Source organism: Streptomyces sp. GL_141 (genome assembly GCF_057834385.1).
Window position 1 is genome coordinate 6,861,967 of sequence record NZ_CM174402.1, and the last position, 26,991, is coordinate 6,888,957.

General features: G+C 71.9%; 25 protein-coding genes. 17 read left to right on the forward strand and 8 right to left on the reverse strand.

Annotation, left to right across the window (positions count from 1 at the left end; translation table 11 throughout):
• The first annotated feature begins 42 nt into the window (after positions 1 to 42).
• The 13 genes from AC3IX6_RS30510 to AC3IX6_RS30570 all read left to right on the forward strand — a co-directional run bounded on the left by AC3IX6_RS30510 (position 43) and on the right by AC3IX6_RS30570 (position 13,103).
• Positions 43 to 1,341, forward strand: coding sequence for an MFS transporter (locus AC3IX6_RS30510; RefSeq protein ID WP_489366406.1), 1,299 nt, complete (start codon positions 43 to 45; stop codon positions 1,339 to 1,341).
• A gap of 136 nt (positions 1,342 to 1,477) precedes the next feature.
• Entirely contained in the window at positions 1,478 to 2,839 is a 1,362-nt protein-coding gene (pafA, locus tag AC3IX6_RS30515; RefSeq protein WP_250740364.1) for a Pup--protein ligase, read from the forward strand.
• A 126-nt stretch (positions 2,840 to 2,965) separates the two neighbouring features.
• On the forward strand, positions 2,966 to 3,907 hold the full coding sequence (locus AC3IX6_RS30520) for an FKBP-type peptidyl-prolyl cis-trans isomerase (RefSeq protein WP_489366408.1): 942 nt from the start codon (positions 2,966 to 2,968) through the stop codon (positions 3,905 to 3,907).
• A gap of 48 nt (positions 3,908 to 3,955) precedes the next feature.
• The gene (locus AC3IX6_RS30525) at positions 3,956 to 4,342 is read left to right on the forward strand and encodes an FKBP-type peptidyl-prolyl cis-trans isomerase (RefSeq protein WP_489366410.1); all 387 of its coding nucleotides are present in this window, start codon (positions 3,956 to 3,958) and stop codon (positions 4,340 to 4,342) included.
• 159 nt (positions 4,343 to 4,501) lie between these two features.
• A complete protein-coding gene (locus AC3IX6_RS30530; protein WP_489366412.1) occupies positions 4,502 to 5,464 on the forward strand; it encodes a helix-turn-helix transcriptional regulator in 963 nt (320 codons plus the stop codon).
• 69 nt (positions 5,465 to 5,533) lie between these two features.
• Positions 5,534 to 6,541 carry a helix-turn-helix transcriptional regulator gene (locus tag AC3IX6_RS30535; RefSeq protein ID WP_489366414.1) on the forward strand — a complete coding sequence of 336 codons (1,008 nt, stop codon included), beginning with the start codon at positions 5,534 to 5,536 and terminating at the stop codon, positions 6,539 to 6,541.
• Entirely contained in the window at positions 6,538 to 6,777 is a 240-nt protein-coding gene (locus AC3IX6_RS30540; RefSeq protein ID WP_489371609.1) for a hypothetical protein, read from the forward strand. Before AC3IX6_RS30535 ends, AC3IX6_RS30540 begins: the two co-directional genes overlap by 4 nt.
• A 26-nt stretch (positions 6,778 to 6,803) precedes the next feature.
• On the forward strand, positions 6,804 to 7,004 hold the full coding sequence (locus AC3IX6_RS30545; RefSeq protein ID WP_489366415.1) for a hypothetical protein: 201 nt from the start codon (positions 6,804 to 6,806) through the stop codon (positions 7,002 to 7,004).
• A gap of 170 nt (positions 7,005 to 7,174) precedes the next feature.
• The gene (gene tatA, locus AC3IX6_RS30550) at positions 7,175 to 7,474 is read left to right on the forward strand and encodes a Sec-independent protein translocase subunit TatA (RefSeq protein WP_266910162.1); all 300 of its coding nucleotides are present in this window, start codon (positions 7,175 to 7,177) and stop codon (positions 7,472 to 7,474) included.
• Between the two features lie 61 nt (positions 7,475 to 7,535).
• Positions 7,536 to 8,501, forward strand: coding sequence for a twin-arginine translocase subunit TatC (gene tatC / locus AC3IX6_RS30555; protein ID WP_489366416.1), 966 nt, complete (start codon positions 7,536 to 7,538; stop codon positions 8,499 to 8,501).
• A 37-nt stretch (positions 8,502 to 8,538) separates the two neighbouring features.
• A complete protein-coding gene (locus AC3IX6_RS30560) occupies positions 8,539 to 9,453 on the forward strand; it encodes a diacylglycerol kinase (protein ID WP_489366418.1) in 915 nt (304 codons plus the stop codon).
• A 65-nt stretch (positions 9,454 to 9,518) separates the two neighbouring features.
• A complete protein-coding gene (locus tag AC3IX6_RS30565) occupies positions 9,519 to 12,359 on the forward strand; it encodes a DEAD/DEAH box helicase (RefSeq protein ID WP_489366420.1) in 2,841 nt (946 codons plus the stop codon).
• A 90-nt stretch (positions 12,360 to 12,449) separates the two neighbouring features.
• Positions 12,450 to 13,103 (forward strand): TetR/AcrR family transcriptional regulator, encoded by a 654-nt coding sequence (locus AC3IX6_RS30570; protein ID WP_489366422.1) that lies wholly within the window; start codon positions 12,450 to 12,452, stop codon positions 13,101 to 13,103.
• On the opposite strand, the gene AC3IX6_RS30575 is transcribed toward AC3IX6_RS30570, so the two are convergent.
• The 4 genes from AC3IX6_RS30575 to AC3IX6_RS30590 all read right to left on the reverse strand — a co-directional run bounded on the left by AC3IX6_RS30575 (position 13,100) and on the right by AC3IX6_RS30590 (position 17,676).
• Positions 13,100 to 14,071 (reverse strand): RluA family pseudouridine synthase, encoded by a 972-nt coding sequence (locus tag AC3IX6_RS30575; protein ID WP_489366424.1) that lies wholly within the window; start codon positions 14,069 to 14,071, stop codon positions 13,100 to 13,102. The genes AC3IX6_RS30570 and AC3IX6_RS30575 overlap by 4 nt on opposite strands.
• Before the next feature lie 69 nt (positions 14,072 to 14,140).
• A complete protein-coding gene (locus tag AC3IX6_RS30580; RefSeq protein ID WP_489366426.1) occupies positions 14,141 to 15,703 on the reverse strand; it encodes a serine hydrolase in 1,563 nt (520 codons plus the stop codon).
• Between the two features lie 157 nt (positions 15,704 to 15,860).
• Complete coding sequence (locus tag AC3IX6_RS30585; RefSeq protein ID WP_489366427.1) at positions 15,861 to 16,709, reverse strand: siderophore-interacting protein; 849 nt, start codon at positions 16,707 to 16,709, stop codon at positions 15,861 to 15,863.
• Between the two features lie 61 nt (positions 16,710 to 16,770).
• Complete coding sequence (locus AC3IX6_RS30590; RefSeq protein ID WP_489371610.1) at positions 16,771 to 17,676, reverse strand: 5'-3' exonuclease; 906 nt, start codon at positions 17,674 to 17,676, stop codon at positions 16,771 to 16,773.
• A 193-nt stretch (positions 17,677 to 17,869) separates the two neighbouring features.
• Between AC3IX6_RS30590 and AC3IX6_RS30595 the strand changes: the two genes are divergently transcribed.
• Both AC3IX6_RS30595 and AC3IX6_RS30600 read left to right on the forward strand, forming a co-directional pair.
• Entirely contained in the window at positions 17,870 to 18,535 is a 666-nt protein-coding gene (locus AC3IX6_RS30595; RefSeq protein ID WP_489366429.1) for a helix-turn-helix domain-containing protein, read from the forward strand.
• A gap of 4 nt (positions 18,536 to 18,539) precedes the next feature.
• Positions 18,540 to 19,259, forward strand: coding sequence for a helical backbone metal receptor (locus tag AC3IX6_RS30600; RefSeq protein WP_489366431.1), 720 nt, complete (start codon positions 18,540 to 18,542; stop codon positions 19,257 to 19,259).
• A gap of 26 nt (positions 19,260 to 19,285) precedes the next feature.
• Here the strand turns inward: AC3IX6_RS30600 and AC3IX6_RS30605 are convergent, their stop codons facing one another.
• Positions 19,286 to 20,431 carry a TDT family transporter gene (locus AC3IX6_RS30605; RefSeq protein ID WP_489366433.1) on the reverse strand — a complete coding sequence of 382 codons (1,146 nt, stop codon included), beginning with the start codon at positions 20,429 to 20,431 and terminating at the stop codon, positions 19,286 to 19,288.
• Positions 20,432 to 20,501: 70 nt separating this feature from the next.
• Between AC3IX6_RS30605 and AC3IX6_RS30610 the strand changes: the two genes are divergently transcribed.
• Positions 20,502 to 21,443, forward strand: coding sequence for a LysR family transcriptional regulator (locus AC3IX6_RS30610; RefSeq protein ID WP_489366435.1), 942 nt, complete (start codon positions 20,502 to 20,504; stop codon positions 21,441 to 21,443).
• A gap of 961 nt (positions 21,444 to 22,404) precedes the next feature.
• Here AC3IX6_RS30610 and AC3IX6_RS30615 read toward each other — a convergent pair.
• From AC3IX6_RS30615 to AC3IX6_RS30625, 3 genes are all read right to left on the reverse strand, one after another.
• Positions 22,405 to 23,100 (reverse strand): gamma-glutamyl-gamma-aminobutyrate hydrolase family protein, encoded by a 696-nt coding sequence (locus AC3IX6_RS30615; protein WP_489366437.1) that lies wholly within the window; start codon positions 23,098 to 23,100, stop codon positions 22,405 to 22,407.
• A 38-nt stretch (positions 23,101 to 23,138) separates the two neighbouring features.
• The gene (gene eat, locus AC3IX6_RS30620) at positions 23,139 to 24,623 is read right to left on the reverse strand and encodes an ethanolamine permease (protein ID WP_489366438.1); all 1,485 of its coding nucleotides are present in this window, start codon (positions 24,621 to 24,623) and stop codon (positions 23,139 to 23,141) included.
• Positions 24,624 to 24,760: 137 nt separating this feature from the next.
• Positions 24,761 to 25,507: a FadR/GntR family transcriptional regulator gene (locus tag AC3IX6_RS30625; RefSeq protein ID WP_489366440.1), complete on the reverse strand. Its 747-nt coding sequence runs from the start codon at positions 25,505 to 25,507 to the stop codon at positions 24,761 to 24,763.
• Between the two features lie 77 nt (positions 25,508 to 25,584).
• Between AC3IX6_RS30625 and AC3IX6_RS30630 the strand changes: the two genes are divergently transcribed.
• On the forward strand, positions 25,585 to 26,964 hold the full coding sequence (locus tag AC3IX6_RS30630) for a glutamine synthetase family protein (protein WP_489366442.1): 1,380 nt from the start codon (positions 25,585 to 25,587) through the stop codon (positions 26,962 to 26,964).
• Positions 26,965 to 26,991 lie beyond the last annotated feature (27 nt).

Sequence of the window (26,991 nt, forward strand, 5' to 3'; positions counted from 1 at the left end):
GTGTGGTGACTCCCGGCTGGGTCCGGGCAGAAGGGGGCGGACATGGCCGCGGGTTACGCGGAGCTGCTCAGGACCCGGCATGCCGCGAGGCTGCTGGTGGGCACGCTCATAGGCCGGCTGCCGAACGGGACGGGGCCGATCGCGATCGTGCTGTTCACCCGGGCGGAGGGGGGCAGCTACAGCCTGGCGGGTGCGCTCGCGGCCGTGTACGGGGTGTCGAACGCGGTGGGGCAGCCGTTGCTGGGGCGGGCGGTGGACCTGTTCGGGCAGCCGCGGGTGCAGTTGCCGGCGGCGGTGGTGTCGGCGCTGGGCATGGTGTGGCTGGCGCTGGCCGGTACGGGGTCGGTGGTGGTGGCGTACGCGGCGGTGGTGGTCGCGGGGCTGTTCACGCCGCCGCTGGAGGGCGGGCTGCGGGCGCTGTGGCCGAGCGTGCTGGGCGGCAAGGAGGAGCGGGTCCACGCGGCGTACGCGATGGACGCGGTGGCCCAGGAGGTCATGTTCACGGTGGGGCCGCTGCTGGTGACGCTGTGCGTGGCGCTGTGGGATCCGGCGGTGGCGCTGCTGGTGCTCAACGGGATCGGGGTGCTGGGGGCGCTGTCGGTCGTGGTGTCGGAGCCTTCGCGTACGTGGCGTTCGGAGCCGCGGGAGGCGCACTGGCTGGGGGCGCTGCGTTCGAAGGGTCTGCTGGCGTTGCTGGGGGCGTTCTTCTTCGTGGGGACGGCGCTGGGGTCGATCACGGTGGCGGGTGTGGCGTACGCGGACGAGCACGGTGGTCAGGCGGTGTACGGCTGGCTGATGGCGGCGCTGGGTCTGGGTGCGCTGTTCGGCGGTGTGCTGTACGGGGCGCGGCAGTGGGCGGGTGCGCCGGAGCGGCGGCTGCGTTTGCTGGTGGCGTTGCTGGCGGTGTGTTATCTGCCGTTGATGCTGGTGCCGGGTGTGGTGGCGATGACGGGGTTCGCGGCGCTGGCGGGTGTGTTCCTGGCTCCGGCTCTGGCGTGTGCGTTCATCGTCGTGGACCGGCATGCTCCGGCGGGGACGGTGACGGAGGCGTTCTCGTGGCTGGTGACGTTCTTCGGGGTGGGTGCGGCGATCGGTACGGCGGCGGCGGGTCCTTCGGTGGAGGCGGGGGGTACGGCGGCGGGGTTCGCGGTGGCGAGTGTGGCGGGGGCCGCGGCGTTGCTGGTGTTGACGGTCACTCAGCGGGTGCTGGCGCGTCCGGGTGCGAGCCGTGCGGTGGCGGGTTCCGTGCCGGGGTCGGTGGCGGTGCCGGAGGCTGGGTCGGCGGTGGGTTCGGCGGGGCCGTTGGAGGGCTCTGCGGGGGCGTCGGTGACGGGGTCTTAGGCGGGCCCGTGGGTGCCCGGTGGGCGGGCCCGTGGGCGTGTGACGGGCGAGCGGCGGGGTGGTCTCTCGGGAAAATGATCGAAACGGCGGCTGCGAACTCGGTTTCAGAACAGAGCAGAAGGCGTAATGTTCAGTCATGGACCGCCGCATTTTCGGGCTGGAGAACGAGTACGGCGTCACGTGCACGTTCAGGGGACAGCGCCGACTGTCTCCTGACGAAGTGGCGCGCTACCTCTTCCGCCGTGTTGTGTCATGGGGCCGCAGTAGCAATGTCTTCCTGCGGAACGGCGCCCGCCTCTACCTCGACGTGGGTTCGCATCCGGAGTATGCAACTCCCGAATGCGACAACCTGATCGAACTGGTCACCCACGACAAGGCCGGCGAGCGCATTCTCGAAGGCCTGCTCGTCGACGCCGAACGCCGCCTGCACGAGGAGGGAATCGCGGGCGACGTCTATCTGTTCAAGAACAACACCGACTCGGCGGGAAACTCGTACGGCTGCCATGAGAACTACCTGGTGGCCCGGCACGGGGAATTCTCCCGGCTGGCGGACATTCTGATCCCGTTCCTCGTCACGCGGCAGCTGATCTGTGGTGCGGGCAAGGTGCTGCAGACGCCCCGGGGTGCGGTCTACTGCGTGAGTCAGCGGGCCGAGCACATCTGGGAGGGTGTCAGTTCGGCCACGACGCGTTCGCGGCCGATCATCAACACGCGGGACGAGCCGCACGCGGACGCGGAGCGTTACCGGCGTCTGCACGTGATCGTGGGCGACTCGAACATGTCCGAGACGACCATGCTGCTGAAGGTCGGGGCGACCGATCTGGTGCTGCGCATGATCGAGGCGGGCACGGTGATGCGGGACCTGACGCTGGAGAACCCGATCCGGGCGATCCGGGAGGTCAGCCACGACATCACGGGTCAGCGCAAGGTGCGGCTCGCGAGCGGTCGGGAGGCTTCCGCGCTGGAGATCCAGCGGGAGTACTACGACAAGGCGGTGGACTTCGCCGAGCGCCGGGGCATCCGTGAGGGTGTCGTGGACCAGGTGCTGGAGCTGTGGGGCCGGACGCTGGACGCGATCGACGCGGAGGACCTGGACCGGATCGGGACCGAGATCGACTGGGTGATGAAGTACCAGCTGATCGAGCGGTACCGGGCGAAGCACAACATGACGATGTCGAATCCGCGGGTGGCTCAGATAGACCTCGCGTATCACGACATCCACCGCAGGCGCGGGCTGTACTACCTGCTGGAGCGCAAGGGGCAGGCGGCGCGGATCTGCAACGACCTCAAGATCTTCGAGGGCAAGTCGGTGCCTCCGCAGACGACGAGGGCGCGGTTGCGGGGTGACTTCATCCGTCGTGCGCAGGAGCAGCGGCGGGACTTCACGGTCGACTGGGTGCATCTGAAGCTGAACGACCAGGCGCAGCGCACGGTGCTGTGCAAGGACCCGTTCCGGTCGGTGGACGACCGGGTGGAGAAGCTGATCGCGGGGATGTAGGGCGCCGCTCGGCGTCGTGTGACGTAGCACTGATCTTGGCCAGGGCCTCGTGCGGATCTCGTACGGGGCCCTGTCCACGCCTTAGAGTGGCGACGACCTATGTGCCGTCTGAGATCTGAGGAACACGTGCGCCGACTTGCCGGCCTGCTTGTCGTACCCCTTCTGCTGCTGTCGACAGCGGCCTGTGGCGACAGCGGCTCCGATTCCGCCGAGATGAAGAACGGGGCGCCCGCGATCACCAAGGGTGCCAAGTTCGGTGAGACCCCCACCCTGGCGAAGGGGTCGGGTACCCCGCCGAAGGAACTGAAGGTGGTGACCGTCAGCGAGGGTGATGGCCCGGCGCTGAAGAAGGGCGACATCGCCCAGGTCAACTACCTCGGTCAGGTCTGGGACGGCAAGGAGCCGTTCGACCAGAGCTTCGGCAAGGGCAAGCCGTTCGACGTGACCATCGGCGCGGGCCAGGTCATCAAGGGCTGGGACCAGGGCCTCGAGGGCAAGAAGGTCGGCAGCCGGCTGGAGCTCGTGATTCCGCCGGACCTCGGTTACGGCGAGCAGGGCTCGGGCGACAAGATCAAGGCGAACGCCACGCTGGTCTTCGTCGTGGACATCGTCAAGGCCACCACCGTGCCGGTTTCGGCCACGGGCAAGGAGGTCCCGCAGACGGACGCCGCCCTGCCGAAGGTCGGTACGAACACGGACGGCAAGGAGGTCTCCGTGACCGTCCCGAAGGACGGCGCGGCGCCGACGAAGCTCGTGTCGAACTACGTGCTGGAGAGCGGCGACGGCGCGGTCGTGAAGGACACCGACAGCGTGGTGGTCAAGTTCCACGGCAAGACGTGGAAGGACGACAAGACCTTCGAGAGCACGTACACCTCCGACCAGTCGGTGACGTGGCCGCTGGCGGAGCTCTCGGTCAAGGGTCTGAAGGACGGGATCGTCGGCAAGAAGGTCGGCAGCCGCATCCTGCTGGTCATCCCGCCGGACCAGGGCTTCGGCGACAAGGAGCAGGGCACCATCCCGGCCAACTCGACGCTGGTCTTCAGCCTCGACATCCTGGCCGTGGTGTAAGACTGTCCGGGTTGTACCCCTGTTCGTAAGTTTTTGAGGAGCAGTTCCGTGAGCAACAAGCCCGAGAAGATCGAGAAGCCCGAGATCGACTTCCCCGAGGGCCCTGTCCCGGCCGACCTCGTCATCGAGGACATCTGGGAGGGCGACGGCGCCGAGGCCAAGGCCGGTTCCCGCGTCTCCGTCCACTACGTGGGCGTGGCCTTCTCCACCGGTGAGGAGTTCGACGCTTCCTGGGGCCGCGGCGCGCCGCTGCAGTTCCAGCTCGGTGTCGGCCAGGTCATCTCCGGATGGGACGAGGGCGTCCAGGGCATGAAGGTCGGCGGCCGTCGCAAGCTGACGATCCCGGCCCACAAGGCGTACGGCGACCGTGGCGCCGGCGGCGCGATCAAGCCGGGCGAGACGCTGATCTTCGTGTGCGACCTGATGGGCGCCTGATCGGTCCGCTGTGAAGTGACGCTGTGAAGCGTGTGGGGCCCCTGTCTTCGAGGCAGGGGCCCCTCGCTTTTGCCCAGGACCGTCGGGGCGGTACGGTCAGCGGTCACGAGGGTGTACCGGGGACACGACTCGAAGGTCTGGAAGGGCGGATGGGCGTCGATGGCGATTGCCAAGGCCGAGCGGCTGATGAATCTGGCGCTGTGTCTGCTGGGGACGCGTCGGCCGCTCAGCAAGCGGGAACTGCGCGGTTCCATCGAGGCCTACATGGAAGCCGGGAACGACGAGTCCTTCAACCGCATGTTCGAGCGGGACAAGGACGATCTGCGGGAGCTCGGGCTGGTCATCGAGACCGTCGAGAACCTGGAGGGCGACACGGGCTATCTGGCACGCCGTGACTCCAACCGGCTGCCGCCCGTGGCGCTGGACGCCGAGGAGGCCGCGGCCCTGGGGCTCGCCGCCAAGGTCTGGCAGCAGGCGCGGCTCGCGGGGGCGGCCAGTGGCGCCCTGCAGAAGCTGCGCGCCGGCGGGATGCCGGAGGCCTCGGACCCGTACGAGGGCCAGCACAGTGCCATCGAGCCGCGGATCCCGGTGCACGAGGCGGCCTTCGAGCCGCTGATGCTGGCCTGCCGTGATCGCCGTCCGGTCGTCTTCGACTACCGCAAGTCCACCGCGGCCCGTCCCGAGACCCGGCAGGTGGAGCCGTGGGCCCTGGAGTGCTGGCGCGGCCACTGGTACCTGGCGGGCTTCGACCGCGACCGCGGGGCGGAGCGGGTGTTCCGGCTCTCGCGGATCACGGGCAAGGTCCGCTCGCGGGCGGCGAAGTACACCGCCGAGGTCCCGGACGTGGTGACCGTGCGGGAGGCCGTGGCGCGCTGGGCGGGGGAGAGCGCGGAGCGCTCCGCGCTGATCCGGCTGCGGGCGGGGGCGGGCTATCCGCTGCGGTCCAAGGCCACGGCGGTGCGCGAGGGGGCCGGCGGAGCGGGCTGGGACGAGCTGGAGATCCCGTACGGGCACGGGCTGGACGCCTGGCTGGTGGAGTTCGGTCCGGATGTCGTGGTGCTGGAGCCGGCCGATCTGCGGGCCGACGTGGTGGACCGGCTGCGGGCCGTGGCCAAGGGCTGATCCGACCGCGCGGAGCGGGTGGACCGGGCAAGATCATTGAGCAACGCCCTGAGGGGGAGACGTACCAGCATGGCTGCCAACGCCATCGACCAGACGCGCCGGATGCTGTCCCTGGTGACGTACCTGCGCGAGCGCCCGGGTGCGCACGTCGCGGACGTGGCCCGGGCCTTCGGGATCACCGAGGACGAGCTGATTTCGGACCTCGACGTGCTGCCCATGTGCGGGACCAGTTTCCGGGGCGGTGACCTGCTCGACATCGACACCGACGGGGAGCGCATCTGGTGGCGCAACCCCGACGCGTCGGGGGAGTCCACCGCCGAGCCGCTGCGGCTGGCCGCCGACGAGGCGACGGCGCTGCTGGTGGCCGCCCGGGCCGTGGCCACGCTGCCGGGGCTGCGCGAGGGGGACCGTCAGGCCCTGCTGCGGGCCACCGCGAAGCTGGAGGCGGCCGCGGGCGAGGTGGCCGGGGCCAGTTCCCGGCTCTCGGTGACCTTCGAGTCCGAGGGCGGGGTCTTCGCCGACGTGGACCGGGCCATCGCCGAGCGGCGCCGGCTGTGGCTGCGCTACTACTCGCCCGCGCGCGACGAGCTCACCGAGCGCAAGGTCGACCCGATCCGGCTGTTCGCCGTCGGGCACACGTACATGGAGGGGTGGTGCCACCTCTCGGAGGCCCGGCGGACCTTCCGGCTGGACCGGGTGGCCGAGATCCGGCTGCTCGACGAGCGGGCCGATCCGCCCGCCATCGAGCCCCGTGACCTGTCCGAGGGGCTGGTCCAGCCGGCCGCCGAGGACCCGGAGGTCGTGGTCGAGGTCGGTCCCGGCGGGCGCTGGGTGGCCGAGTACTACCCGCACGACAGTGCCGAGGAGCTGCCCGAGGGGGGCCTGCGGATCACCCTGCGCAGCCCCGACCCGGCTTCGCTGCGCCGTCTCGCGCTGCGGCTGGGCCGCGAGGGGCGGATCGTGGCGCCCGTGGAGCTGGCGGACAGCGCCCGCCGGGCGGCCCGGGAGGCGCTCGCCGCGTACGAGGGCGGCGCGGCCGGGGACGCGGCCGGCGGCACGGACGGGGAACAGGGCTGAGGGGCCGAGGGGGGATCCGCGCGATGTCGGTCGCGTTCAAGGCGTCCTGTCCCGACTGCCGGGCCCGCTTCGAGCTGGACGCGGGCGCGCTGCGCCTGGCCATCGGCGGCAGCCGGCGTACGACCTTCTACTCCTTCACCTGTCCCGAGTGCGCGGCTCCGGTCCGCAAGCCGGCCGGTGAGCGCATCGTGGAACTGCTGACCGGTGGCGGAGTGAGCACCCTGCGCAGCGTGTGAGGCGGGCGGTGGCCTAGGCTCGTCGCATGCTGTGGCCGATGTTCGCAATCGCTCTGGGCTTCCTCGGGGTCGCCGTCCTCGCCGTGCTCGCCGTGCGGGTCTTCGTGGAGGTGCGCAGGCTCTCCGTCCAGGTCGCGGACGCCGGGCGCCGGATCGCGGACGCCTCCGCCGACCTGGAGCGGGCCGCTACGGGCCTGGCCAGGGCCGGGCGCTCCGTGCGGCCATAGCCATCGTCGGGCAACCGTCGTACTGTCTGACCACGCAGGCGGTGATGCCCCGGGGCATTGCCTCGCGTTAACCCCCGGGGGTTACGATCCTTGTCAGAACGGCTTACCGATCTCGGTCAGAGCCGTCTTGACTACCACAACCAGCCGTTTCGGTGAGAAGGAAGACACACATGATCGGCAACCTGAAGCCCCTCGAGATCCTCCTGATCGTCGCCGTGATCTTCCTGCTGTTCGGTGCCAAGAAGCTTCCCGACATGGCCCGCTCGCTCGGCAAGTCCGCCCGCATCCTCAAGAGCGAGGCGAAGGCGATGAAGAAGGAGGGGGAGGCGGAGGACGCCGCCACCGCTTCTTCCGTCGCCGACCCGGCCCCCCAGCAGCAGGCCACGGCCCCGCGCACGATCCAGGCCTCGCCCGGCGACGTCACCAGCGCCCGCCCCGTGAACGAGCCCAACCACACCACGCAGGGCTGACGGCGGCCGGTTCGCCGGTCGCGCTCGCACCAGTCAACTGCAACGAGACAAGGGACGTGGGTTGCTCAAGTCTGCCCGCAAGCAGGAGAAGCAGGACCAGAAGGCAAAGGACGCCGAAGGGCGGATGCCTCTCGTCGAGCACCTGCGTGAGCTGAGAAACCGGCTGATGAAGGCCGTCCTTGGGATCCTCGTGATCACGATCGTGGCCGCGTTCTTCTACAAGGACCTCATCGACTTCATGATGAAGCCGATCCTGGACTCCGTCGGCTGTACCAACGGCGTGGTCGCGCAGCGCAACGGGAAGCCCTGTGCCGCCATGACGGTCAACGGCCTCATCGCGCCGTTCTCCATCGCCCTGAAGGTCTCCCTCACCGCCGGTGTGGTGCTCTCCGCGCCGGTATGGCTGTACCAGCTGTGGGCCTTCGTGGCCCCGGGGCTGCACAACCACGAGCGCAGGTACGCCGTGGGCTTCGTGGCGATCGGTGCTCCGCTGTTCGGCGCCGGCGCGGTCCTCGCGTACAAGGTGCTGCCGCAGACCGCGGTGATCCTGCTGGAGTTCACGCCCGAGAACGCGAGCAACCTGCTGCCGGTCGACGACTACCTCGACCTGATCACGCGCATGATCGTGGTCTTCGGCCTGGCCTTCGAGCTGCCGCTGCTGCTGATCCTGCTCAACGTCACCGGGGTGCTGACCGCGAAGCGGCTGGCGGGCTGGTGGCGGGCGATGGTGCTGGGCATCACGGTCTTCGCGGCGTTCGCGACGCCCACCGGTGACCCGCTGACGATGCTGGCGCTGGCGTTGCCGATCGTCTCCCTGTACTTCGTCGCGCTGCTGGTCTGTTACCTCAACGACCGCCGGCGGGCGCGGAACAACCCCGACGCGGGCCTGGACGACGACGAGGCCTCCGCGGTGGACCTGACCCCGGCGACCGTGGGTGCGGTCGAGCCCGTGGCGGCTCCGGGCGCCCTGCCCGAGCAGGCCGACGGCGGACGCCAGCGGATCAACGGCTACGACGACGCCACCTGATCGACGCGGGTCCGCATCGGCGGGTACATTCCCGCGGGTGAGTGCTGAGATCACCCTCTTCGTCAATCCCACCGCCGGAAGCGGCCGGGCCGCGCACGCAGCGCAGCCGGCCGCTTCCGCGCTTCGCGAGGCCGGTTTCTCGGTGCGGACCGTCGTCGGCGGCGATGCCCCCGACGCCCTGGCCCGGCTGCGCACCGCGGTGCGCGAGGGCACCGGAGCGGTGATCGCGGTCGGCGGGGACGGGATGGTCTCCCTCGCGCTGCAGGCGCTCGCGGGCACGCTGGTGCCGCTCGGGGTGGTCGCGGTGGGCACCGGGAACGATTTCGCGCGCACGATGGGACTGCCCGTACGGGAACCCGCGCGGGCGGGCCGGCTGGCCGCCGAGGCGCTCAAGGAGGGCCGGGTCCGCGAGATCGACCTCGGCCGGGTGGCCGGGGAGGGCGCCGGCACCGGCACTGGCGGCACCTGGTACGGGACCGTGCTGTGCTCGGGCTTCGACTCGCGGGTCAACGACCGGGGCAACCGGATGCGGCTGCCGGCCGGCCGGTTCAAGTACGACCTGGCGATGGCCCTGGAGCTCGCCGCGTTCCGGCCCTTCCCGTACCGGATCACCCTGGACGGCGGGCCGGTCCTGGACATCGAGGCCACACTGGTGGCCGTCGGCAACGGCTCCTCCTACGGCGGCGGGATGCGCATATGCGCGGACGCGGTCCCCGACGACGGGCTCTTCGACGTCACGGTCGTCGGCGACTGCAGCCGCACCACGCTGCTGAAGGTCTTCCCGCGGGTCTACAAGGGCACCCACCTCGACCATCCCAAGGTCACCGTGCACCGGGCCTCGAAGGTGACCCTGGAGGCGGCCGGCATCACCGCCTACGCGGACGGCGAGCCGCTGGGTCCCCTGCCGGTGACCGCGGAATGCGTCCCGGCGGCCCTGCGGCTCCTGGCGTAGGACGTCCGGGCCCGCGCAAAAGATCGCGACTGTTGTCAGAGGCGGCGGGTAGGCTCGAAGACAAGATGACCGAAGAACTTTCTCCCGCCGAGCGGTACGCCGCTGCCCGGATCCGCGCCGCCGAAGAGGCCACGGCCCTGGCGCCTTTCCGTGAGATGTACGAATTCGACCTGGATCCCTACCAGATCGAGGCCTGCAAGGCACTGGAGGCCGGCAAGGGCGTCCTCGTCGCCGCGCCGACCGGCTCGGGCAAGACCATCGTCGGCGAGTTCGCCGTGCACCTGGCCCTCCAGCAGGGCCGCAAGTGCTTCTACACCACGCCCATCAAGGCCCTGTCGAACCAGAAGTACGCCGACCTCGCCAAGCGCTACGGCGCCGCCAAGGTCGGCCTGCTCACCGGTGACAACAGCGTCAACGCCGATGCTCCGGTGGTCGTCATGACCACCGAGGTGCTCCGCAACATGCTGTACGCGGGCTCGCAGGCGCTGACCGGTCTGGGCTACGTGGTGATGGACGAGGTGCACTACCTCTCCGACCGGTTCCGCGGAGCCGTCTGGGAGGAAGTCATCATCCACCTCCCCGAGTCGGTGACCCTGGTCTCGCTGTCCGCCACCGTCTCCAACGCCGAGGAGTTCGGCGACTGGCTCGACACCGTGCGCGGCGACACCCAGGTGATCGTCTCCGAGGAGCGGCCCGTACCGCTGTGGCAGCACGTCATGGCCGGCCGGCGGATCTACGACCTCTTCGAGGAGGGGTCCGACCACGGCGGCCGCGGCTCCGCGCGCCGCGAGGTCAACCCCGACCTGCTGCGGATGGCGCGCGAGGAGAACAGCAGCCGGTACAGCCCGAAGGACCGGCGGCGCGGAAAGATGGTCCGCGAGGCCGACCGCGAGCGCGAGCGGCGCTCCCGCGGCCGGATCTGGACCCCTTCCCGGCCCGAGGTCATCGCCCGGCTGGACGGCGACGGGCTGCTGCCCGCCATCAACTTCATCTTCAGCCGGGCCGGATGCGAGGCCGCCGTCCAGCAGTGCCTGTACGCGGGCCTGCGGCTGAACGACGACACCGCGCGGCTCAAGGTGCGCGAGATCGTGGAGGAGCGGACCGCTTCCATCCCCACCGAGGACCTGCACGTCCTGGGCTACTACGAATGGCTCGAAGGCCTGGAGCGGGGCATCGCCGCGCACCACGCGGGCATGCTGCCCACCTTCAAGGAGGTCGTCGAGGAGCTGTTCGTACGGGGTCTGGTGAAGGCCGTGTTCGCCACCGAGACCCTGGCGCTGGGCATCAACATGCCGGCGCGCACGGTCATCCTGGAGAAGCTCGTCAAGTGGAACGGCGAGCAGCACGCCGACATCACCCCCGGCGAGTACACGCAGCTCACCGGCCGGGCCGGGCGGCGCGGCATCGACGTCGAGGGCCACGCGGTGGTGCTGTGGCAGCGGGGCATGGACCCGGCGGGCCTGGCCGGGCTCGCGGGTACCCGTACGTATCCGCTGCGCTCCAGCTTCAAGCCCTCGTACAACATGGCCGTCAACCTGGTCCAGCAGTTCGGGCGGCACCGTTCGCGCGAGCTGCTGGAGACCTCCTTCGCGCAGTTCCAGGCGGACCGCTCGGTCGTCGGGATCTCCCGGCAGGTGCAGCGCAACGAGGAGGGCCTGGACGGCTACCGGGAGGGCATGACCTGCCACCTGGGGGACTTCGAGGAGTACGCGCGGCTGCGCCGCGACCTCAAGGACCGTGAGAACGACCTGGCCAAGCAGGGCGCCGCCCAGCGGCGGGCGCAGGCGGCCAGCTCGCTGGAGAAGCTCAAGCCGGGCGACATCATCCACGTGCCGACGGGCAAGTTCGCCGGGCTGGCGCTGGTGCTGGATCCGGGGGTGCCCGCCGGGCGTTCCAACGGGCACCGCGGACACGAGTACACCGAGGGTCCGCGCCCGCTGGTGCTCACCGTGGAGCGGCAGGTGAAGCGGCTCGCCGGGATCGACTTCCCGGTCCCGGTCGAGGCCATCGAGCGGATGCGGATCCCCAAGACGTTCAACGCCCGTTCCCCGCAGTCCCGTCGGGACCTGGCGTCCCAGCTGCGGACCAAGGCCGGGCACATCACCGTGGAGCGGCACCGGGGCGGGCGGGCGGCCGCGGCCGACGACCGGGAGATCACGCGGCTGCGCACGGCGCTGCGGGCGCACCCGTGTCACGGCTGCGACGAGCGCGAGGACCACGCCCGTTGGGCGGAGCGCTACCACCGGCTGCAGCGGGACACGCGGCAGCTGGAGCAGCGCATCGAGGGGCGGACGAACACCATCGCCCGCACCTTCGACCGGATCCACGCACTGCTGACGGATCTGGACTACCTGCGCGAGGACGAGGTGACCCCGCACGGGCGGCGGCTCGCGCGGCTCTACGGAGAGCTCGACCTGCTGGCGTCGGAATGCCTGCGGGCCGGTGTGTGGGAGGGGCTGAGCCCGGCCGAACTGGCCGCCTGCATCTCGGCGCTGGTCTTCGAGGCACGGCAGTCCGACGACGCGGTGGCGCCGAAGGTGCCGGGTGGCGCGGCGAAGGCCGCGCTCGGCGAGATGGTCCACATCTGGGGCCGGCTCGACGCGCTGGAGGAGGAGCACGGCATCAACCAGGCGGAGGGCGTGGGCCAGCGCGAGCCGGACCTCGGCTTCGCGTGGGCGGTGTACCAGTGGGCCTCCGACAAGAGCCTGGACGAGGTGCTGCGCGAGGCGGAGATGCCGGCCGGTGATTTCGTGCGCTGGTGCAAGCAGGTCATCGACGTCCTGGGGCAGGTGGCCGCCGCGGCGCCCTCCTCCTCTGCGGAGGGCGGCAGCACGGTGGCGCGCAACGCCCGCAAGGCGGTGGACGCGCTGCTGCGTGGTGTGGTGGCCTACAGTTCGGTGGGATAGCCGGACTTGTAGGTTCCTCCAGACGTGGTCCTGGCCGGATCTCACCTCTTGCCATGATCGGTTCGGTGTGTCCCGTGGGAAAATCGAGCCATGACTGGTGGAGCGGACGATGGGCCGAGACGGGTCGGTCGGCCACGCGCCGATCAGCTGAGACCTGCGAGCGGACGGCCGCCGCGCGAGGAACTCCTCTACGCGGCGGCCGAGTTGTTCACGGTCAAGGGGTACGCGGCCACCACCACGCGGGCGGTGGCCGAACGGGCCGGAATGCGCCAGGCCACGATGTACCACTACTTCGGCGGCAAGGAGGAACTCCTCGCCGAACTCCTGGAGTCCACGGTCGCGCCCTCCCTGGAGCTGGCCCGCCGACTGGCCCGGGAGACGGGACGGCCCGCCGGACGCCGGCTCTGGGAGCTGTGCCGCTCCGACGTGATGCTGCTGTGCGGGGGGCCCTACAACCTGGGCGCGCTCTACCTGTTGCCGGAGGTCGCCGGTGCCCGCTTCGCCCGCTTCCGCCGGATGCGCCAGGAACTCAAGGACATCTACCGGGAGCTGCTCGACGGCGCGCACGCCGGAACCGAACTCGCCGCTGACGGGGCCGGACTGGTGCTCCGCAACGACCTCGTCTTCGGCCTCATCGAAGGCGTCATGCTGATCCACCGCTCCGATCCCGGACGCCCGGTGGCCGCCTTCGCGGAGGCCACCGCCGACGCGGCGCTGCGGATCGCTGGCGTGGACACCCCCTAGGCGCGGTCCTCGGATCCCTCTTCCCAGCCGGGCCGGTCCTCCCAGGCCCGCAGGGTGCGGCCGCTCTCGATGCGGTGCGCGATCCCGGTGACGGGATCGGTGAACTCCAGGGTGCGGGCCAGGAGCTGGAGCGGACGCCGGTAGTCGTCGGGCGCCGGATCGCGGACCGCCGGATAGACCGGGTCGCCCAGGATGGGCAGGCCCAGGCTGTTCATGTGCACCCGCAGCTGGTGGGTGCGCCCGGTGTGCGGGGTCAGCCGGTAGCGCCCGGTGTCCCCCTTGACCGCGAGGAGTTCGGCCAGGGTCTCGGCGTTCGGCTCGGCGCCCGCGACCTCGGTCGCCGCCATCACCCCGCGGACCTTCTCGATGTGGCTGCGCAGGGTCCGGGGGAACTCCACCGCCGGGTCGTGGGGCGCGAGCGCCTCGTACTCCTTGCGGATCCGCCGCTCCTGGAACATCAGCTGGTAGGCGCCCCGGTCCTCGGGCCGGATGCTGAACAGCACCAGCCCGGCGGTCATCCGGTCCAGCCGGTGCGCGGGGCTCAGCGCGGGCAGGCCGAGCTCCACCCGGAGCCGGGCCAGGGCCGTCTGGAAGACGTGGCTGCCGCGCGGGGTGGTGGCCAGGAAGTGCGGTTTGTCGGCGACCAGCAGGTGCTCGTCGCGGTACACGACCCCGATGGGGAAGGGCACGACGGGCTCGGGCGGCATGTCCCGGTGGAACCACAGGAAGCCGCCGGGCTCGTACGGGTCCTGCGGCCGCAGCACCCGGCCGCCGGCGCCCAGCACCCGGCCGTCCCGCAGCAGGCGGGCCATGGACTCCTCCCCGCGCGTGCCCTCGTAGCGTGCCGCGAGGTACGAGCCGAGGTCCGGCCAGGTCCCGTCCGGGTCGGGGGGCAGCCGCATGCGGACCGGGTCGATGCCGGAGACCTGGGGCAGGGGCGCGTCGGGGATGTGGGATCTGCGCTTCACCGGGTACAGGCTATGCGGCGAGGTGCGGTGCCGGGCGGCGCGGGCCGGGCAGGATCCGAAAGAGACGGCCTAGCCCTTGGTGAAGGTCCCCAGGTGGTCGGCGTCCAGGTACTCGATGCGGACCGTGCGGTCGGCGGGGGAGAAGAACACCCCGGTGCGGCCGACGGCGTTCTCCCCGGCGGTCTCGTAGCTGAAGGTGTCCCCGTCGTAGTGGGTCAGGGGGAACACCATCGGCTCGGGGCCGAGGGACAGGGTCAGCTTGCCCTCGCTCGTGGCCGCCACCGTCGCCTTGCCGTAGTAGGGGTTGTCGTAGGTGCCGGTGTACGCGGAGTCCTCCTGGGCCGGCTTCGCGCCCGTGGGCGGGCGGGCGTAGTCGGTGGGGGAGCGGCCCTCCGCGTTGATCTGCGCGTAGAGGGCGCCGGTCAGGGCCAGCCAGTCGGTGGTGGCCTTCCCGTGTTCGGCGGTGTCGAAGAAGTCGGCGGCGACGGCGTCGGGCAGGCCGATGGGGGCGCCGTTGGTGAGGACGACGATGCCGAGCTTCTCCAGCGGGAGCATGCTGACGCTGGTGTTGGCGCCGAGCTCGAAGGCGCCGGAGTGGCTCAGGCGCAGGCGGCCGGCGTCGTCGTAGTTGACGTTCCAGCCCAGCCCGTAGAAGCCGGTGCGGCCGGTGGGGGAGGCGGGCGGCTGCGACACGATCTCGGGGAGGTGGGTCCGGGCGAGGGTGTCGGCGGGGATGATCCGCTTGCCGTCGAGGGTGCCGCCGGAGAGCTGGAGTCGCAGCCAGCGGGACATGTCGCGGGCGGTGCTGCTCACCCCGCCGGCCGGGGACTGGGCCTCGGGGTCGCGGACGTAGCGGGGGATCCAGGTGGCGTCCCCCGTCTTGTCGTCGGGCACGGCCTTGACATGGGTGGCGGCGTGGTTGGGGGCGTCGACGAAGGCCTGGAACTCGGTGCTGGTGCGCGTCATGCCGGCGGGCTTGAAGAGGGTGTCGGCGCTGAGCTTCTGCCAGGTGGCGCCGCGGGAGCGGGCGAGCGCCTCGGCGCCGGCGGTGAACCCGAAGTTGGTGTAGGCGTAGCTCGCGCGGAACGGGCTCAGGGGCGCCAGGCGCAGGTGGTCGAGGATGTACGCCTGGTCGTAGCCGAGGTCCTCCAGGAGGTCGCCGGCGTGGTCGGGCAGACCGCTGCGGTGGGAGAGCAGGTCGGCGGTGGTGAGGTGGGAGGTCACCCACGGGTCCTTGAGGCCGAAGCCGGGGAGTTCCGTGTGCCGGTCGAAGTCGGCGGGGTCCTTGAGGACCCCGGCGGCGACGGTGGAGGAGATCGGCTTGGAGAGCGAGGCGATCTGGAAGACGGTGTCGGGGTTCACCGTGGCCGGGTCGCCGACGCGGCGCAGACCGAAGCCCTTGAGGTAGACCACCTTGTCGTCGTGGACGACGGCGACGGAGACACCGGGGACCCCGGTGCGGCGCATCATCTCGGCGACGGTGGCGTCGAGGCGTCGCACGGCCGTGTCGACCTGTGCGTCGGTGAGCTGGGCGGTGGGCGCGGGCGGCGGGCTCGGCGCGGCGGTCGCGGTCCCGGTCGTGGCCAGGACGGCGGCTGCTCCGGCTGCCGTGAGTGCGCGGAGCGTACGCATGGGCCCATTGTGCGGCCGAACGGGCGACACCGCTCGCCGCGGGCGCGGGATCCGGCGCGGTCAGGGCTCCACCGCTGCGGGGGCCCGTGCGGGATCCCGGGTTCCGGGGCCCGGCGGTGTGCCCGGGGCCGGGCCGCCGCCCCCCGGATCCGGCGGGTCAGGACGCGGCGGTGGCCAGGGTGCGTTCCTGCTCGGCTTCGACTTCCGCGTTCCAGTCCCGCTTGATCGCGCGCCAGCCCTCGTCGGTCTGGCCCAGGCGCCAGTAGCCGGAGATGGACAGGCGTTCGCGCGGGATGCCGCGCTCGATGCGCAGGTGGTGGCGCAGGGATCTGACGAAGCCGGCCTCGCCGTGCACGAACGCGTGCACGTCGGAGGAGGGGAAGGCCAGGGCCTGGACGGCCTCGGTCAGCGCCTCCCCGATCGGGCGCGAACCGCGGTGGATCCAGACCGGGACGATGCCGTCGGGGGTGGCGATACTCAGCTCGTCGTCCGGTCCCTGGACCTCCACGAGCGCGTGGACCCGTGCCCCGGCGGGCATCCGCTCCATCGCCGCGCCGATCGCCGGCAGGGCGCTCTCGTCGCCGACCAGGAGGTGCCAGCCGGCGACCGGGTCCGGGGCGTAGGCCCCGCCCGGACCGAGGAAGCGTACGAGTTCACCCGGCTGGACGCGTGCGGCCCAGGGGCCGGCCAGTCCTTCGTCGCCGTGGACCACGAAGTCGAGGGTCAGTTCCAGGTGGGCCGGGTCCCAGGCGCGCACCGTGTACGCGCGCTGGCGCGGCCACTCCTCGCGGGGGTGGGCCGCCTTGATCCGGTCCAGGTCCCAGGGGGTGGTGTAGGTGACGCCGGCAGGTGCGAAGAGCAGTTTCACGTAGTGGTCGGTGTAACTGCCCGCACCGAATCCGGCCAGCCCCGCACCGCCCAGCACGATCCGCACCATGTGCGGACTCAACCGCTCGGTCCGCACGACGACTGCGGTGCCGACCTTGCGGGCGCGTCCTTCTGCCACGACGTCTCCCTGACTCTCCGACCCTGACTCCGTGAAGCTTAGGATTACCTAAGTTAGCACCTCAGGGGCGAAGTGCGCTGCCCAGACGTTCAACGGCTCCACTCAGGCCCCACCGGTGAGCGAGCGCCGCGACCAGATCCGGCTGTGCCGCGGTGGCCGGCAGCGCCGGGTCGAACGGCGGAAGCGGAACGTCCGAAGCGACCTGGACCACCTTCGGGGCCACCGCCAGATAAGGCCTCGATTCGTCCAGCCGCTTGCGCTGGGTGGGGGTCAGCTTCGACTTCGGGTCCTCGATCGCCGCGATGATTCCGGCCAGGTTCCCGTAGGCGTCCAGCAGCTTCGCCGCCGTCTTCTCGCCGATGCCGGGGACGCCCGGCAGACCGTCGCTCGGGTCCCCGCGCAGCAGCGCCAGGTCGGCGTATCCGGGGCCGTCCACCCCGTACTTCTCGCGGAGCCACGCCTCGTCGGTCACCTGGAGGGTGCCCACGCCCTTCAGCGGGTACAGCACCCGGCGCTGCTTGGCGTCGTCGACCAGCTGGTACAGGTCCCGGTCGCCCGTGACGATGTCCACGGGGCCGGTCGCGCGGCCGGTCAGGGTGCCGATCACGTCGTCGGCCTCGTACCCGGCGACCCCCACCCGGGCGATGCCGAAGGCGTCCAGGGCCGCCTCGATGATCGGGACCTGCGGGGCCAGGGTGTCCGGGGTCTCCTCGACGTCCGGGCCGCTTTCCGTCTCCTGCGCGACCCGGTGGGCCTTGTAGGACGGGATCAGTTCCACCCGCCAGTGGGGCCGCCAGTCGGCGTCCATGCAGGCCACGAGATCGTCGGGCCGGTGGTCCTGCACGAGGCGGCCGATGAAGTCGAGCAGGCCGCGGACGGCGTTGACCGGAGTGCCGTCGGGGGCCTTCACGGAGTCCGGCACGCCGAAGTACGCGCGGTAGTAGAGGGAAGCGGTGTCCAGGAGCATCAGGCGTCGTGTCGTCGTCACGGTCACGATGATGCACTGAGGGCAAACGGAAAGTGGCGCAGGTACGGCCTGCTCTGCCCGTGAGCGCGAAACCGGGGCCGGTTGCTGCGTAAGGTGCTTACAGCACACCGATGTGCGGTGAGCGATGTGCGACGGACCGGACCAAACGAAACAAGGGGAGGGCAGCCCCGCCATGGACGACAGGGACGGCACCGACGGCAAGAACGGCACCAGCGCGACGACCGGCGCGACGACCGGCGCGGACGACAAGGAGCGGGACCGGGACAAGGATTCCAAGGAACCGCTCCGGGTGGGCGTGGCCGTGCGCAAGAGACGCCGGGCCCTGCACCTGACCCTTGCCGCGGTGTCCGCGCGCAGCGGGCTGTCGGTCCCCTTCCTGAGCCAGATAGAGAACGAGCGGGCCCGGCCCAGCATGCGGTCCCTCGAACGGGTCGCCGACGCGCTGGAGACCACGGCCGTCGATCTGCTGGCCGCTTCCGACACCGCGCGCACCGTGGACCTCGTACGGGCCGGCGACGATTCGGCGCTGACCCCCGTCCCCGGCGTACGGCCCCTCGTGCGCGGGCACCACCAGTTGCACGCGCTGGAGTTCACCGGGGACCAGGACGCGGGCCGCGAGTACCAGCACCGCAACGACGAGCTGATGTACGTGGTCTCGGGCGCCTGCCAGGTGGAGGCCGAAGGGCGGGCGTACCGGCTGGAGAACGGCGACGCGCTGTTCCTGTCCGGCGGGGTGCGCCACCGCTGGCGGGCCGTCACCGAGGACACCCGGATCCTGATCGTCGCGGTCGGCGAACACATCCACGCGACCTCCGAGCCGCCCTCGCCGGGACACTGACCGGATGCGGGTCGTGTCGCTGGTGCCCTCCCTGACCGAGGCGGTGGCCGTGAGCGCGCCCGGGGCGCTGGTCGGGGTGACCGACTGGTGCACGCACCCGGCCGCTCCGGGGGACGTGGTGCGCATCGGGGGGACGAAGAACCCCGACGTACGGGCGATCGCGCGGCTGCGCCCGGATCTGGTCCTCGCCAACGAGGAGGAGAACCGGGCTCCGGACCTGGCGGCGCTGCGGGAGGCCGGACTGGAGGTCCTGGTCACCGAGGTACGGGACCTCCCGCAGGCGTTCACCGAACTGGACCGGGTGCTGGTGGGGGCCATGGGGCTGGCGCGGCCCCGGTGGCTGGCGGAAGCGGAGGCCGCGTGGGCCCGCGCGGAGCCGGCCGGAGAGCAGCGGACGGCCTTCGTGCCGGTCTGGCGCCGGCCCTGGATGGTGCTGGGCCGCGACACCTTCGCGGGGGACCTGCTGGCCCGCCTCGGCGTGCGCAACGCCTACGCCGGGCACGCGGAGCGGTACCCGAGGATCCCGGCGGCCGAACTGGCCGCCGCCGGCTGCGAGCTCGTGGTGTTCCCGGACGAGCCGTACCGCTTCACGGCCGGGGACGGGCCCGAGGCCTTCCCCGGGATCCCGGCGGCGTTCGTCGACGGCCGTCACCTGACCTGGTACGGCCCCTCGCTGGCCGGAGCCCCGGAGGTGCTGGGGGCGGCCCTGCGGGGGGCGCTCTAGCGGGCCCTGTTCGCGCGGTCCCTGCTCTAGCGGGGTGCGGCCAGCAGGCGGCCGGACCACAGGCCGCGCAGGGTGTTCGCGGCGGCCAGGACCCAGGCGGTCAGCAGGGCCAGGAAGAGGGCCGCGGCCAGCCAGGAGAAGGCGGTGAGGCCGGTGTGCCGGGCCAGTCCGGCGGCTCCGGTGACGCAGGTGCCGACGGGGAAGGTCAGCGCCCACCAGGTCATGGCGAACCCCATGCCGCCCCGGCCGGCCCGCAGCAGCATCGCCGCGGCCAGTGCCAGCCACAGCAGGGCGAATCCCATCACGGGGACCCCGTAGACGACCGCGAAGGCGGAGAAGGCGCCGGAGTAGGGGCCGACCATCGACAGGGGAGCCATGTCCGCGAGGGAGTTCACGGCGGTGGTGGACTGGCCGAGGGGGCCCAGGACCAGGAACAGGGTCGGGGTGAGGACCAGGGGGAGGGGGCCGCTGACGATCAGCCGGCCGAAGATCAGGGGGAGCAGCAGCAGGGTGGCGAGCAGGCTGAGGCCGAACATCGCGTAGCAGCCGAGCAGCATGGCCTCGCGGGCCTGGCCGGCGGGGAGGTGGGGGATCAGCAGGGGGCCGAGCGCGGCGGAGACCATGGGGGCGACCACGGGAAGCAGCCAGACGGGGGTGGCCTGGTGGGCCTCGACCTTGTGGCGGACCACCATCAGGTAGGGGACGGCCACGGCCGCGAGGAGGCCTATCGCGGTGCCGGCGGTGAACAGGACGGTGTCCACGGCGATGGCGGCGGGGAGACCGATGAGGTCCTTGCCGACGATGAGCGCGCCGCCGCCGACGGCCAGCAGGGCCATCGAGAGACAGCCGTAGAAGGGGGCCACGGCGGGGTCCAGGAGGTGGGCTCGGGCCTGGTCGCGGTGGTGGAGCCAGTGGCCGGCCCGGGCGGTCAGCAGGACCGCGAGGGCGGTGGCGGCCAGCACCCAGAAGATCTGGCAGACCACGCGCTGGCCGGGGAGCTGGTACGGGAGGGTCGCGCCGGCGTTGGCGATGATCGCCGTGCCCATGACGGAGGCGTACCAGTTGGGGCCGAGGTGCCGCAGGGAGGGAACCTTGTGGGTTCCGGTGGTGGGGGCCGCGGCGGGGGAAGTCCCGGGGGTGGTGGGAGCGGGGCGTACGAGGGTGGTGGCCATGGGTCCAGCGTCCCGCCGGGCGGGGCCGGACGGCAGAGGGTCTCTTCCTATGAGGGCATAAACTGAAGTTATGGGTAATGGGAGCGGTAATGAGGAGTGGGTCGAGGGGCAGGTTCCGCTGGCGCACCGGGTCCCGGACCTGGGGGCCATGGAGCTGCTGCTCGCGGTCGCGCGCGTGGGCAGTCTGAGCGCCGCCGCACGACGGCTCGGGATCACCCAGCCCGCGGCCAGCAGCCGGATCCGGGCGATGGAGACCCGCCTCGGGGTCGCGCTCGTGGACCGCTCCCCGCGCGGATCGACGCTGACCGCGGAGGGCGCCCTGGTCACCGACTGGGCCCGGCGGGTGGTGGAGGCGGCCGAGGCCTTCGACGCGGGCGCGCAGGCGCTGCGGGGCCGCCGCGACTCCCGGCTGCGGGTCGCCGCCAGCATGACCATCGCGGAGTACCTGCTGCCCGGCTGGCTGATCGCCCTGCGCGGGCAGCGGCCGGACACGGCGGTGTCGCTGCACGCGGGGAACTCGGCGGTGGTGGCGGAACGGGTGCTCGCGCACGAAGCGGACCTCGGCTTCGTGGAGGGGCTGAGCGTGCCCGAGGGACTGGACTCTGTGGTCATCGCGCAGGACCGCCTCGTGGTGGCGGTGGCCCCCGGGCACCCCTGGGCCCGGCGCACGCGCGGGGTGGAGCCGGCGGAGCTGGCGGCGACACCGCTGATCCTGCGGGAGCGGGGGTCGGGGACCCGGCAGGTCCTCGACGCGGCGCTGGCCGGGTGCGGGGGGCTGGCGGAGCCGCTGCTGGAACTGGCCTCCACCACCGCGGTGAAGGCGGCGGCGGTGAGCGGGGCCGGGCCGTGCGTGCTGTCGGAACTGGCGGTCGGGGACGAGATGGCGGGGCGGCGGCTGGTGTCCGTGCCCGTGCTCGGGGCGGGGCTGGAGCGGGAGCTCCGCGCGGTGTGGCCCGCGGGGGCGCGGCCGGCGGGCCCCGCGCGGGACCTGCTGGCGCTGACCCGTCGCTGACCCCGCCCCCGGCCGCCCCCGGGGTCCCGCGCACGCCCGGCCGACGCTGCCCCGCCCCGGGCCGACCCGGGCCGACCCCGGCTGACCCTGGCCGACCCGGCCGGGCCCGACCGACCCCGGCTGACCCTGGCCGACCCGACCGACCCGGCCTGGCCCGACCGACCCGGCCGGGGCCGGGGCCCGCGCGGGATCTGCTGACCCGGCCCCGGCCGGGTGCCGGCCTCGTGTGGACGGGGGTGCCGGCACGGGCCCTGCACGTGTGGGGTCCGGGGTGGAGCCCCGGGGAACGGTGGAAGGGCGGGTAGGGGACAGCTCCCCCCGGCCCCTGCGGCCGGATCCCGCTTCCGGGGGTGGCGGGGGCCCTGCGGGGCGAAGTCCCCGCTGCGACCCTTGCCGCTGCGCGGGGCGAAGTTCCCCTACCCGCCCTTCGCCCGTTCCCAGGGCTCTGCCCTGACCCGGTCCTCAAGCGCCGGACGGGCTGGGAGGGGGTGCCGGGCTGCGCCCGGACCCCCTGGGGCTCCGCCCCGGACCCCGGTCCTTGAGCGCCGGACGGCTGAGAGGGCCAGGACCCCGGTCCTTGAGCGCCGGACGGGCTGGGAGGGGTGCCGGGCTGCGCCCGGACCCCCTGGGGCTCCGCCCCGGACCCCGGTCCTCAAGCGCCGGACGGCTGAGAGGGCCAGGACCCCGGTCCTTGAGCGCCGGACGGGCTGGGAGGGGGTACCGGGCTGCGCCCGGACCCCCTGGGGCTCCGCCCCGGACCCCGGTCCTCAAACGCCGGACGGCTGAGAGGGCTCGGGCCCCGGTTGTCAGGCGTCGGGCGGTTGGGAGGGCTCGGGCCCCGGTTGTCAGGCGTCGGGCGGTTGGGAGGGCTCGGGCCCCGGTTGTCAGGCGTCGGGCGGTTGGGAGGGCTCGGGCTCCGGTTGTCAGGCTTCGGGTGGCTGACGTGGTTGCTCGTTGCGCGTCAGACGGCGGACGGACCGGAGGCCGCTGTGATCAGGGCCGACATGACGCGGGTGTCCTTGTCGAGTTCCGGGTGCCATTGGACGCCCAGGGTCCAGGGGGCGCCCGGGAGTTCGATGGATTCCACCGTGCCGTCGGCGGCGTGGGAGGAGGCGATCAGGCCGCGGCCCAGGCGGTCGACGGCCTGGTGGTGGTAGGTGGGGACCTCTGAGTCTTCCGGGACCAGGGTCGCGTACAGGGTGCCGGGGACCGGGCGGACCGGGTGCCAGGAGACCACGCCGGGGCTCAGCACGTGGCCGTCGATGTGCTGGATCAGGGTGCCGCCCAGGGCCACGTTCAGCGCCTGCATGCCGCGGCAGATGCCGAGGAGGGGGGTGCGGGAGGCCAGGGCGGCCGAGATCAGGGAGAGTTCCCACGCGTCGCGCACGCTCGCCGCCGGTCCGGTACGGGGATCGCGCGGAGCCCCGTACCGATCCGGGTCCACGTCCGGGCCGCCCGCGACGACCAGGCCGTCCAGCCGGCTCAACACCTCCGCCGCCGCCTCCGGTTCGTCCGGCGGGAGCAGGACGGCGGTACCGCCCGAGGCCTGGACGAGCTCGTAGTACCCGGTGGGGATGAGGGCGGTCGGGACGTCCCACACCCCGTAGCGGGTGGATTTCTCGACGTAGGTGGTGATGCCGATGAGCGGCCTGGGCACGGGAATACCTCCGGGAGGAGCGAGGGGGGACGGGCGGGTCAGTCGCGGGAGAGCTCGGCCTCCGCTTCCGCGAGCGCCGCGAACTCCTCCTCCGGAGCGGAGGCCACCAGGTGGTGCCGACTGTAGAACGCGAAGTAGGCGAGGGCGACGGCGTACACGGCCAGCGCGATGAATGCCGCGTCCTTGTCCACCAGGAAGGTGGCGACCAGGGCCGAGAGGGCGAGGACGAAGGCCACCGAGGAGGTCACGATGCCGCCGGGCGTGCGGTACGGGCGCTCCAGGCCGGGCTCGCGGCGCCGCAGCACGATGTGGGAGAGGGCCATGAGGGCGTACGAGATGGTCGCGCCGAAGACCGCCATGTTCAGCATGCGCGGGCCGTTGCCGGTGGCGGCGGCCAGGGCGAAGCCGATGGCGCCGGGGATGAGCAGGCCCAGGTACGGGGCCTTGCGCTTCGAGGTCAGGGAGAGGAAGCGGGGCAGGTAGCCCGCCCGGGAGAGCGCGAACAGCTGGCGGGAGCCGGCGTAGATGAGGGAGAAGAAGGAGGCCACCAGCCCGGCCAGGCCCGCGTAGTTGACGAAGGTCTTCAGCCAGGAGAGTCCGGGGTCGCCCTCCAGGGCGACGACCAGCGGATTGCCCGCGTCCTTGATGGCGTCGGCTCCGCGCGCACCGGTCGAGGCCAGGAAGGTGACCAGGGCGAGCAGGACCAGGATGCCCATGGAGATCGACAGGGCGCGCGGTACCGAGCGGACCGGGTCCTTGGCCTCCTCGGCGGCCAGCGGCACGCCCTCGACGCCGAGGAAGAACCACATGCCGAAGGGGAAGGCGGCCCAGATCCCGAGGATGCCCAGCGGCAGCCAGGAGCTGGCTCCGGCGGCGGTGGTGTCGACGGCGATGTTGTCGAGGTTGGCGGGGTCGAACTGGGTGAACGCGCCGACGGCGAAGACGACCAGCGCGATCACGGCGATGGCGGTGACGATCAGGGAGAAGCTGAGGGCCTCGCCCACGCCCCAGAGGTGGATGCCTATGAAGACGACGAAGCAGGCGAGGTAGACGGGCCAGCCCGAGGTGAGGCCGAAGAGGTTGAGGGACTCCACGTAGTCGCCGATGAAGATGGCGATGGCGGCCGGGGCGAGGATGTACTCGATGAGGATCGCGGTGCCGGTGAGGAAGCCGCCCCAGGTGCCGAGCGCCCGGCGGGCGAAACCGTACCCGCCGCCCGCGGTGGGCAGGATCGCCGACAGCTCGGCGAGGGAGTAGACCAGGCACGCGTACATCGCGCCCATCAGGACGGTGGCGATGGCCAGGCCGCCGAAACCGCCCTGGGCGAGGCCGATGTTCCAGCCGGAGAAGTCGCCGGAGACCACGTACGCGACGCCGAGACCGGTCAGCAGCAGCCAGCCGGCGCTGCCGCGGCGCAGGGTGCGGCGCTCCAGGTAGCCGTCGGTGCCGTTCCCGGCGGCGTTCTCGGGGGACGGGGTGGGTTCGGGCACGGCTGCCAGCCGTGCGCCGGTGTCGTCGGCCATGTGCGCTCCTGCCTAGGGCAATGGTTGTGGGGCGTACCTTTGCCGCTCGGGCGTGGCGGGCGCAAGACCCCTGCGTTAAACAGGGGTTACGAAAGGCTCTCGGCCCGGGTCGGGCCGGCCCGGATCGGGAACCGCGGTCAGGTCAGGAACCCCCGCAGCAGCGCGGCCGTGCCGCAGCAGTGCTCGCGCATCACCTCGCGGGCCGCCTCCGGATCCCGGTCCAGCACCGCCTCCACCAGCGTGCTGTGCTGCTGCTGCGAGTGCTCCAGGTTGCGCACCAGCAGCGGGATGCAGTCCAGCAGGTCGTTCACGGTGGCCCGGACGGCCGCGTACTGGGCCGTCAGGGTGGCGGATCCGGCGAGTTCGCACAGGGTGAGGTGGAAGAGCGTGTCCTGGCGGCGGTAGTCGGGCAGCGGGGCGTCGTGGGTGGCGGCCAGCGCGCCGAGCAACCGGTCGGTGTCCCGCTCGGACAGGCCCTGGGAGGCGCACAGGCCGGCCGCTCCCACCTCCAGGACCTCGCGGAAGCGCAGGACGTCCTCGATGTCCACGCCCGCGACCCGGCGCCGCAGCTCCTCCTCGGTGCCCCCGGCCGGGGTGTCGGGGCGGGGCAGGACAAACGTTCCGCCGTACCGCCCGCGCCGGGCCTCCACCAGGCCCTGGTCCTGGAGTACCTTCAGCACCTCGCGGAGCGTCACCCGGCTGATCCCCATCCGCTCGGCCAACTCGCGCTCCGGCGGAAGCCGTTCCCCGCCCGGCACCAGTCCGAGCCGGACCACCTGGAGGATCTGCTCCAGCGCCTCCTCGAAACCGTTGCCCGCCCGCACCTGTCGCAGTACGGGATTGAGCCGCCGGGCGGCCTCGTCCTCGCTCGTCGTATCGGTCATCTCGCCTCCTCCCCTTCCCAAGCAATGGTTCTATTCAATACCTTAGGCCCCCTCGGCTCACCGAAGGAGAGAATCCCGTGGTAGACCGCAAGCCGCCGCTTTCGCCCGAGGAGCTCCGTGCTCTCGTCGCCAGCGGTGAAATCGACACAGTGGTCCTGGCCTTCCCCGACATGCAGGGGCGCCTCCAGGGCAAGCGGTTCGCCGCACAGTTCTTCCTCGACGAGGTCCTCGCGCACGGCACCGAGGGCTGCAACTACCTCCTCGCCGTCGACACGGACATGAACACCGTGGACGGCTACGAGATGTCCTCCTGGGACCGGGGCTACGGCGACTTCGCCATGCACCCCGACCTCGCCACCCTGCGCCGGATCCCCTGGAACCCGGGCAGCGCCTTCGTCCTCGCCGACCTCGCCTGGAACGACGGCTCGCCCGTGGTCGCCGCACCCCGGCAGATCCTGCGCCGCCAGCTCGAACGCCTCGGCGAGCACGGGTACACCGCGATGGTGGGCACCGAGCTGGAGTTCATGGTCTTCCTGGACACCTACGAGCAGGCCTGGAACTCCGACTACCGCGGCCTGACCCCCGCCAACCAGTACAACACCGACTACTCCATCCTCGGGACCGGCCGCGTCGAGCCCCTGCTGCGCCGCATCCGCAACGAGATGCAGGCCGCCGGCCTGGTCGTGGAGTCGGCCAAGGGCGAGTGCAACCTCGGCCAGCACGAGATCGTCTTCCGCTACGACGAGGCGCTGACCACCTGTGACCAGCACTCCGTCTACAAGACGGGGGCCAAGGAGATCGCCGCCCAGGAGGGCGTCTCGCTCACCTTCATGGCCAAGTACGACGAGCGCGAGGGCAACTCCTGTCACATTCACCTCTCGCTCAACGATGCCGACGGACGCAGTGCGATGGCCGGTGAGGGGCCGGACGCGCACGACCAGGGCGGTATGTCACCCGTGATGCGCCACTTCCTGGCCGGCCAGCTCGCCGCGCTGCGCGACTTCTCCCTTCTCTACGCCCCCAACATCAACTCCTACAAGCGTTTCCGGCCGGGATCCTTCGCACCGACCGCCGTCGCCTGGGGCGTGGACAACCGGACCTGCGCGCTCCGGGTGGTCGGCCACGGCCGCTCCATGCGCTTCGAGAACCGCCTGCCCGGCGGCGACGTCAACCCGTACCTCGCCGTCGCCGGCCTGGTCGCGGCCGGGATCTACGGCATCGAGAACCGCCTGGAGCTGCCCGAGCCCTGCGCCGGCAACGCCTACACGGCCGACTTCGCACACGTTCCCACCACCTTGCGCGAGGCCGCCGAGCTCTGGGAGAACAGCGAGATCGCCAAGGCCGCCTTCGGCCCCGAGGTCGTCGCCCACTACCGGAACATGGCCCGCGTCGAACTGGACGCGTACGACTCCGCCGTGACCGACTGGGAACTGCGCCGCTCCTTCGAACGCCTCTAGGGCCGAAGCAGTCCCGGAGCAGTCCCG

Excerpts from the sequence above, each read along its gene's own strand:
- AC3IX6_RS30510 (WP_489366406.1), top strand. The coding sequence starts at position 43 with ATGGCCGCGGGTTACGCGGAGCTGCTCAGGACCCGGCATGCCGCGAGG.
- pafA (WP_250740364.1), top strand. The coding sequence starts at position 1,478 with ATGGACCGCCGCATTTTCGGGCTGGAGAACGAGTACGGCGTCACGTGC.
- AC3IX6_RS30530 (WP_489366412.1), top strand. The coding sequence starts at position 4,502 with ATGGCGATTGCCAAGGCCGAGCGGCTGATGAATCTGGCGCTGTGTCTG.
- AC3IX6_RS30535 (WP_489366414.1), top strand. The coding sequence starts at position 5,534 with ATGGCTGCCAACGCCATCGACCAGACGCGCCGGATGCTGTCCCTGGTG.
- AC3IX6_RS30545 (WP_489366415.1), top strand. The coding sequence starts at position 6,804 with ATGCTGTGGCCGATGTTCGCAATCGCTCTGGGCTTCCTCGGGGTCGCC.
- tatA (WP_266910162.1), top strand. The coding sequence starts at position 7,175 with ATGATCGGCAACCTGAAGCCCCTCGAGATCCTCCTGATCGTCGCCGTG.
- AC3IX6_RS30565 (WP_489366420.1), top strand. The coding sequence starts at position 9,519 with ATGACCGAAGAACTTTCTCCCGCCGAGCGGTACGCCGCTGCCCGGATC.
- AC3IX6_RS30570 (WP_489366422.1), top strand. The coding sequence starts at position 12,450 with ATGACTGGTGGAGCGGACGATGGGCCGAGACGGGTCGGTCGGCCACGC.
- AC3IX6_RS30580 (WP_489366426.1), bottom strand. The coding sequence starts at position 15,703 with ATGCGTACGCTCCGCGCACTCACGGCAGCCGGAGCAGCCGCCGTCCTG.
- AC3IX6_RS30590 (WP_489371610.1), bottom strand. The coding sequence starts at position 17,676 with ATGCTCCTGGACACCGCTTCCCTCTACTACCGCGCGTACTTCGGCGTG.
- AC3IX6_RS30595 (WP_489366429.1), top strand. The coding sequence starts at position 17,870 with ATGGACGACAGGGACGGCACCGACGGCAAGAACGGCACCAGCGCGACG.
- AC3IX6_RS30600 (WP_489366431.1), top strand. The coding sequence starts at position 18,540 with ATGCGGGTCGTGTCGCTGGTGCCCTCCCTGACCGAGGCGGTGGCCGTG.
- AC3IX6_RS30605 (WP_489366433.1), bottom strand. The coding sequence starts at position 20,431 with ATGGCCACCACCCTCGTACGCCCCGCTCCCACCACCCCCGGGACTTCC.
- AC3IX6_RS30610 (WP_489366435.1), top strand. The coding sequence starts at position 20,502 with ATGGGTAATGGGAGCGGTAATGAGGAGTGGGTCGAGGGGCAGGTTCCG.
- eat (WP_489366438.1), bottom strand. The coding sequence starts at position 24,623 with ATGGCCGACGACACCGGCGCACGGCTGGCAGCCGTGCCCGAACCCACC.
- AC3IX6_RS30625 (WP_489366440.1), bottom strand. The coding sequence starts at position 25,507 with ATGACCGATACGACGAGCGAGGACGAGGCCGCCCGGCGGCTCAATCCC.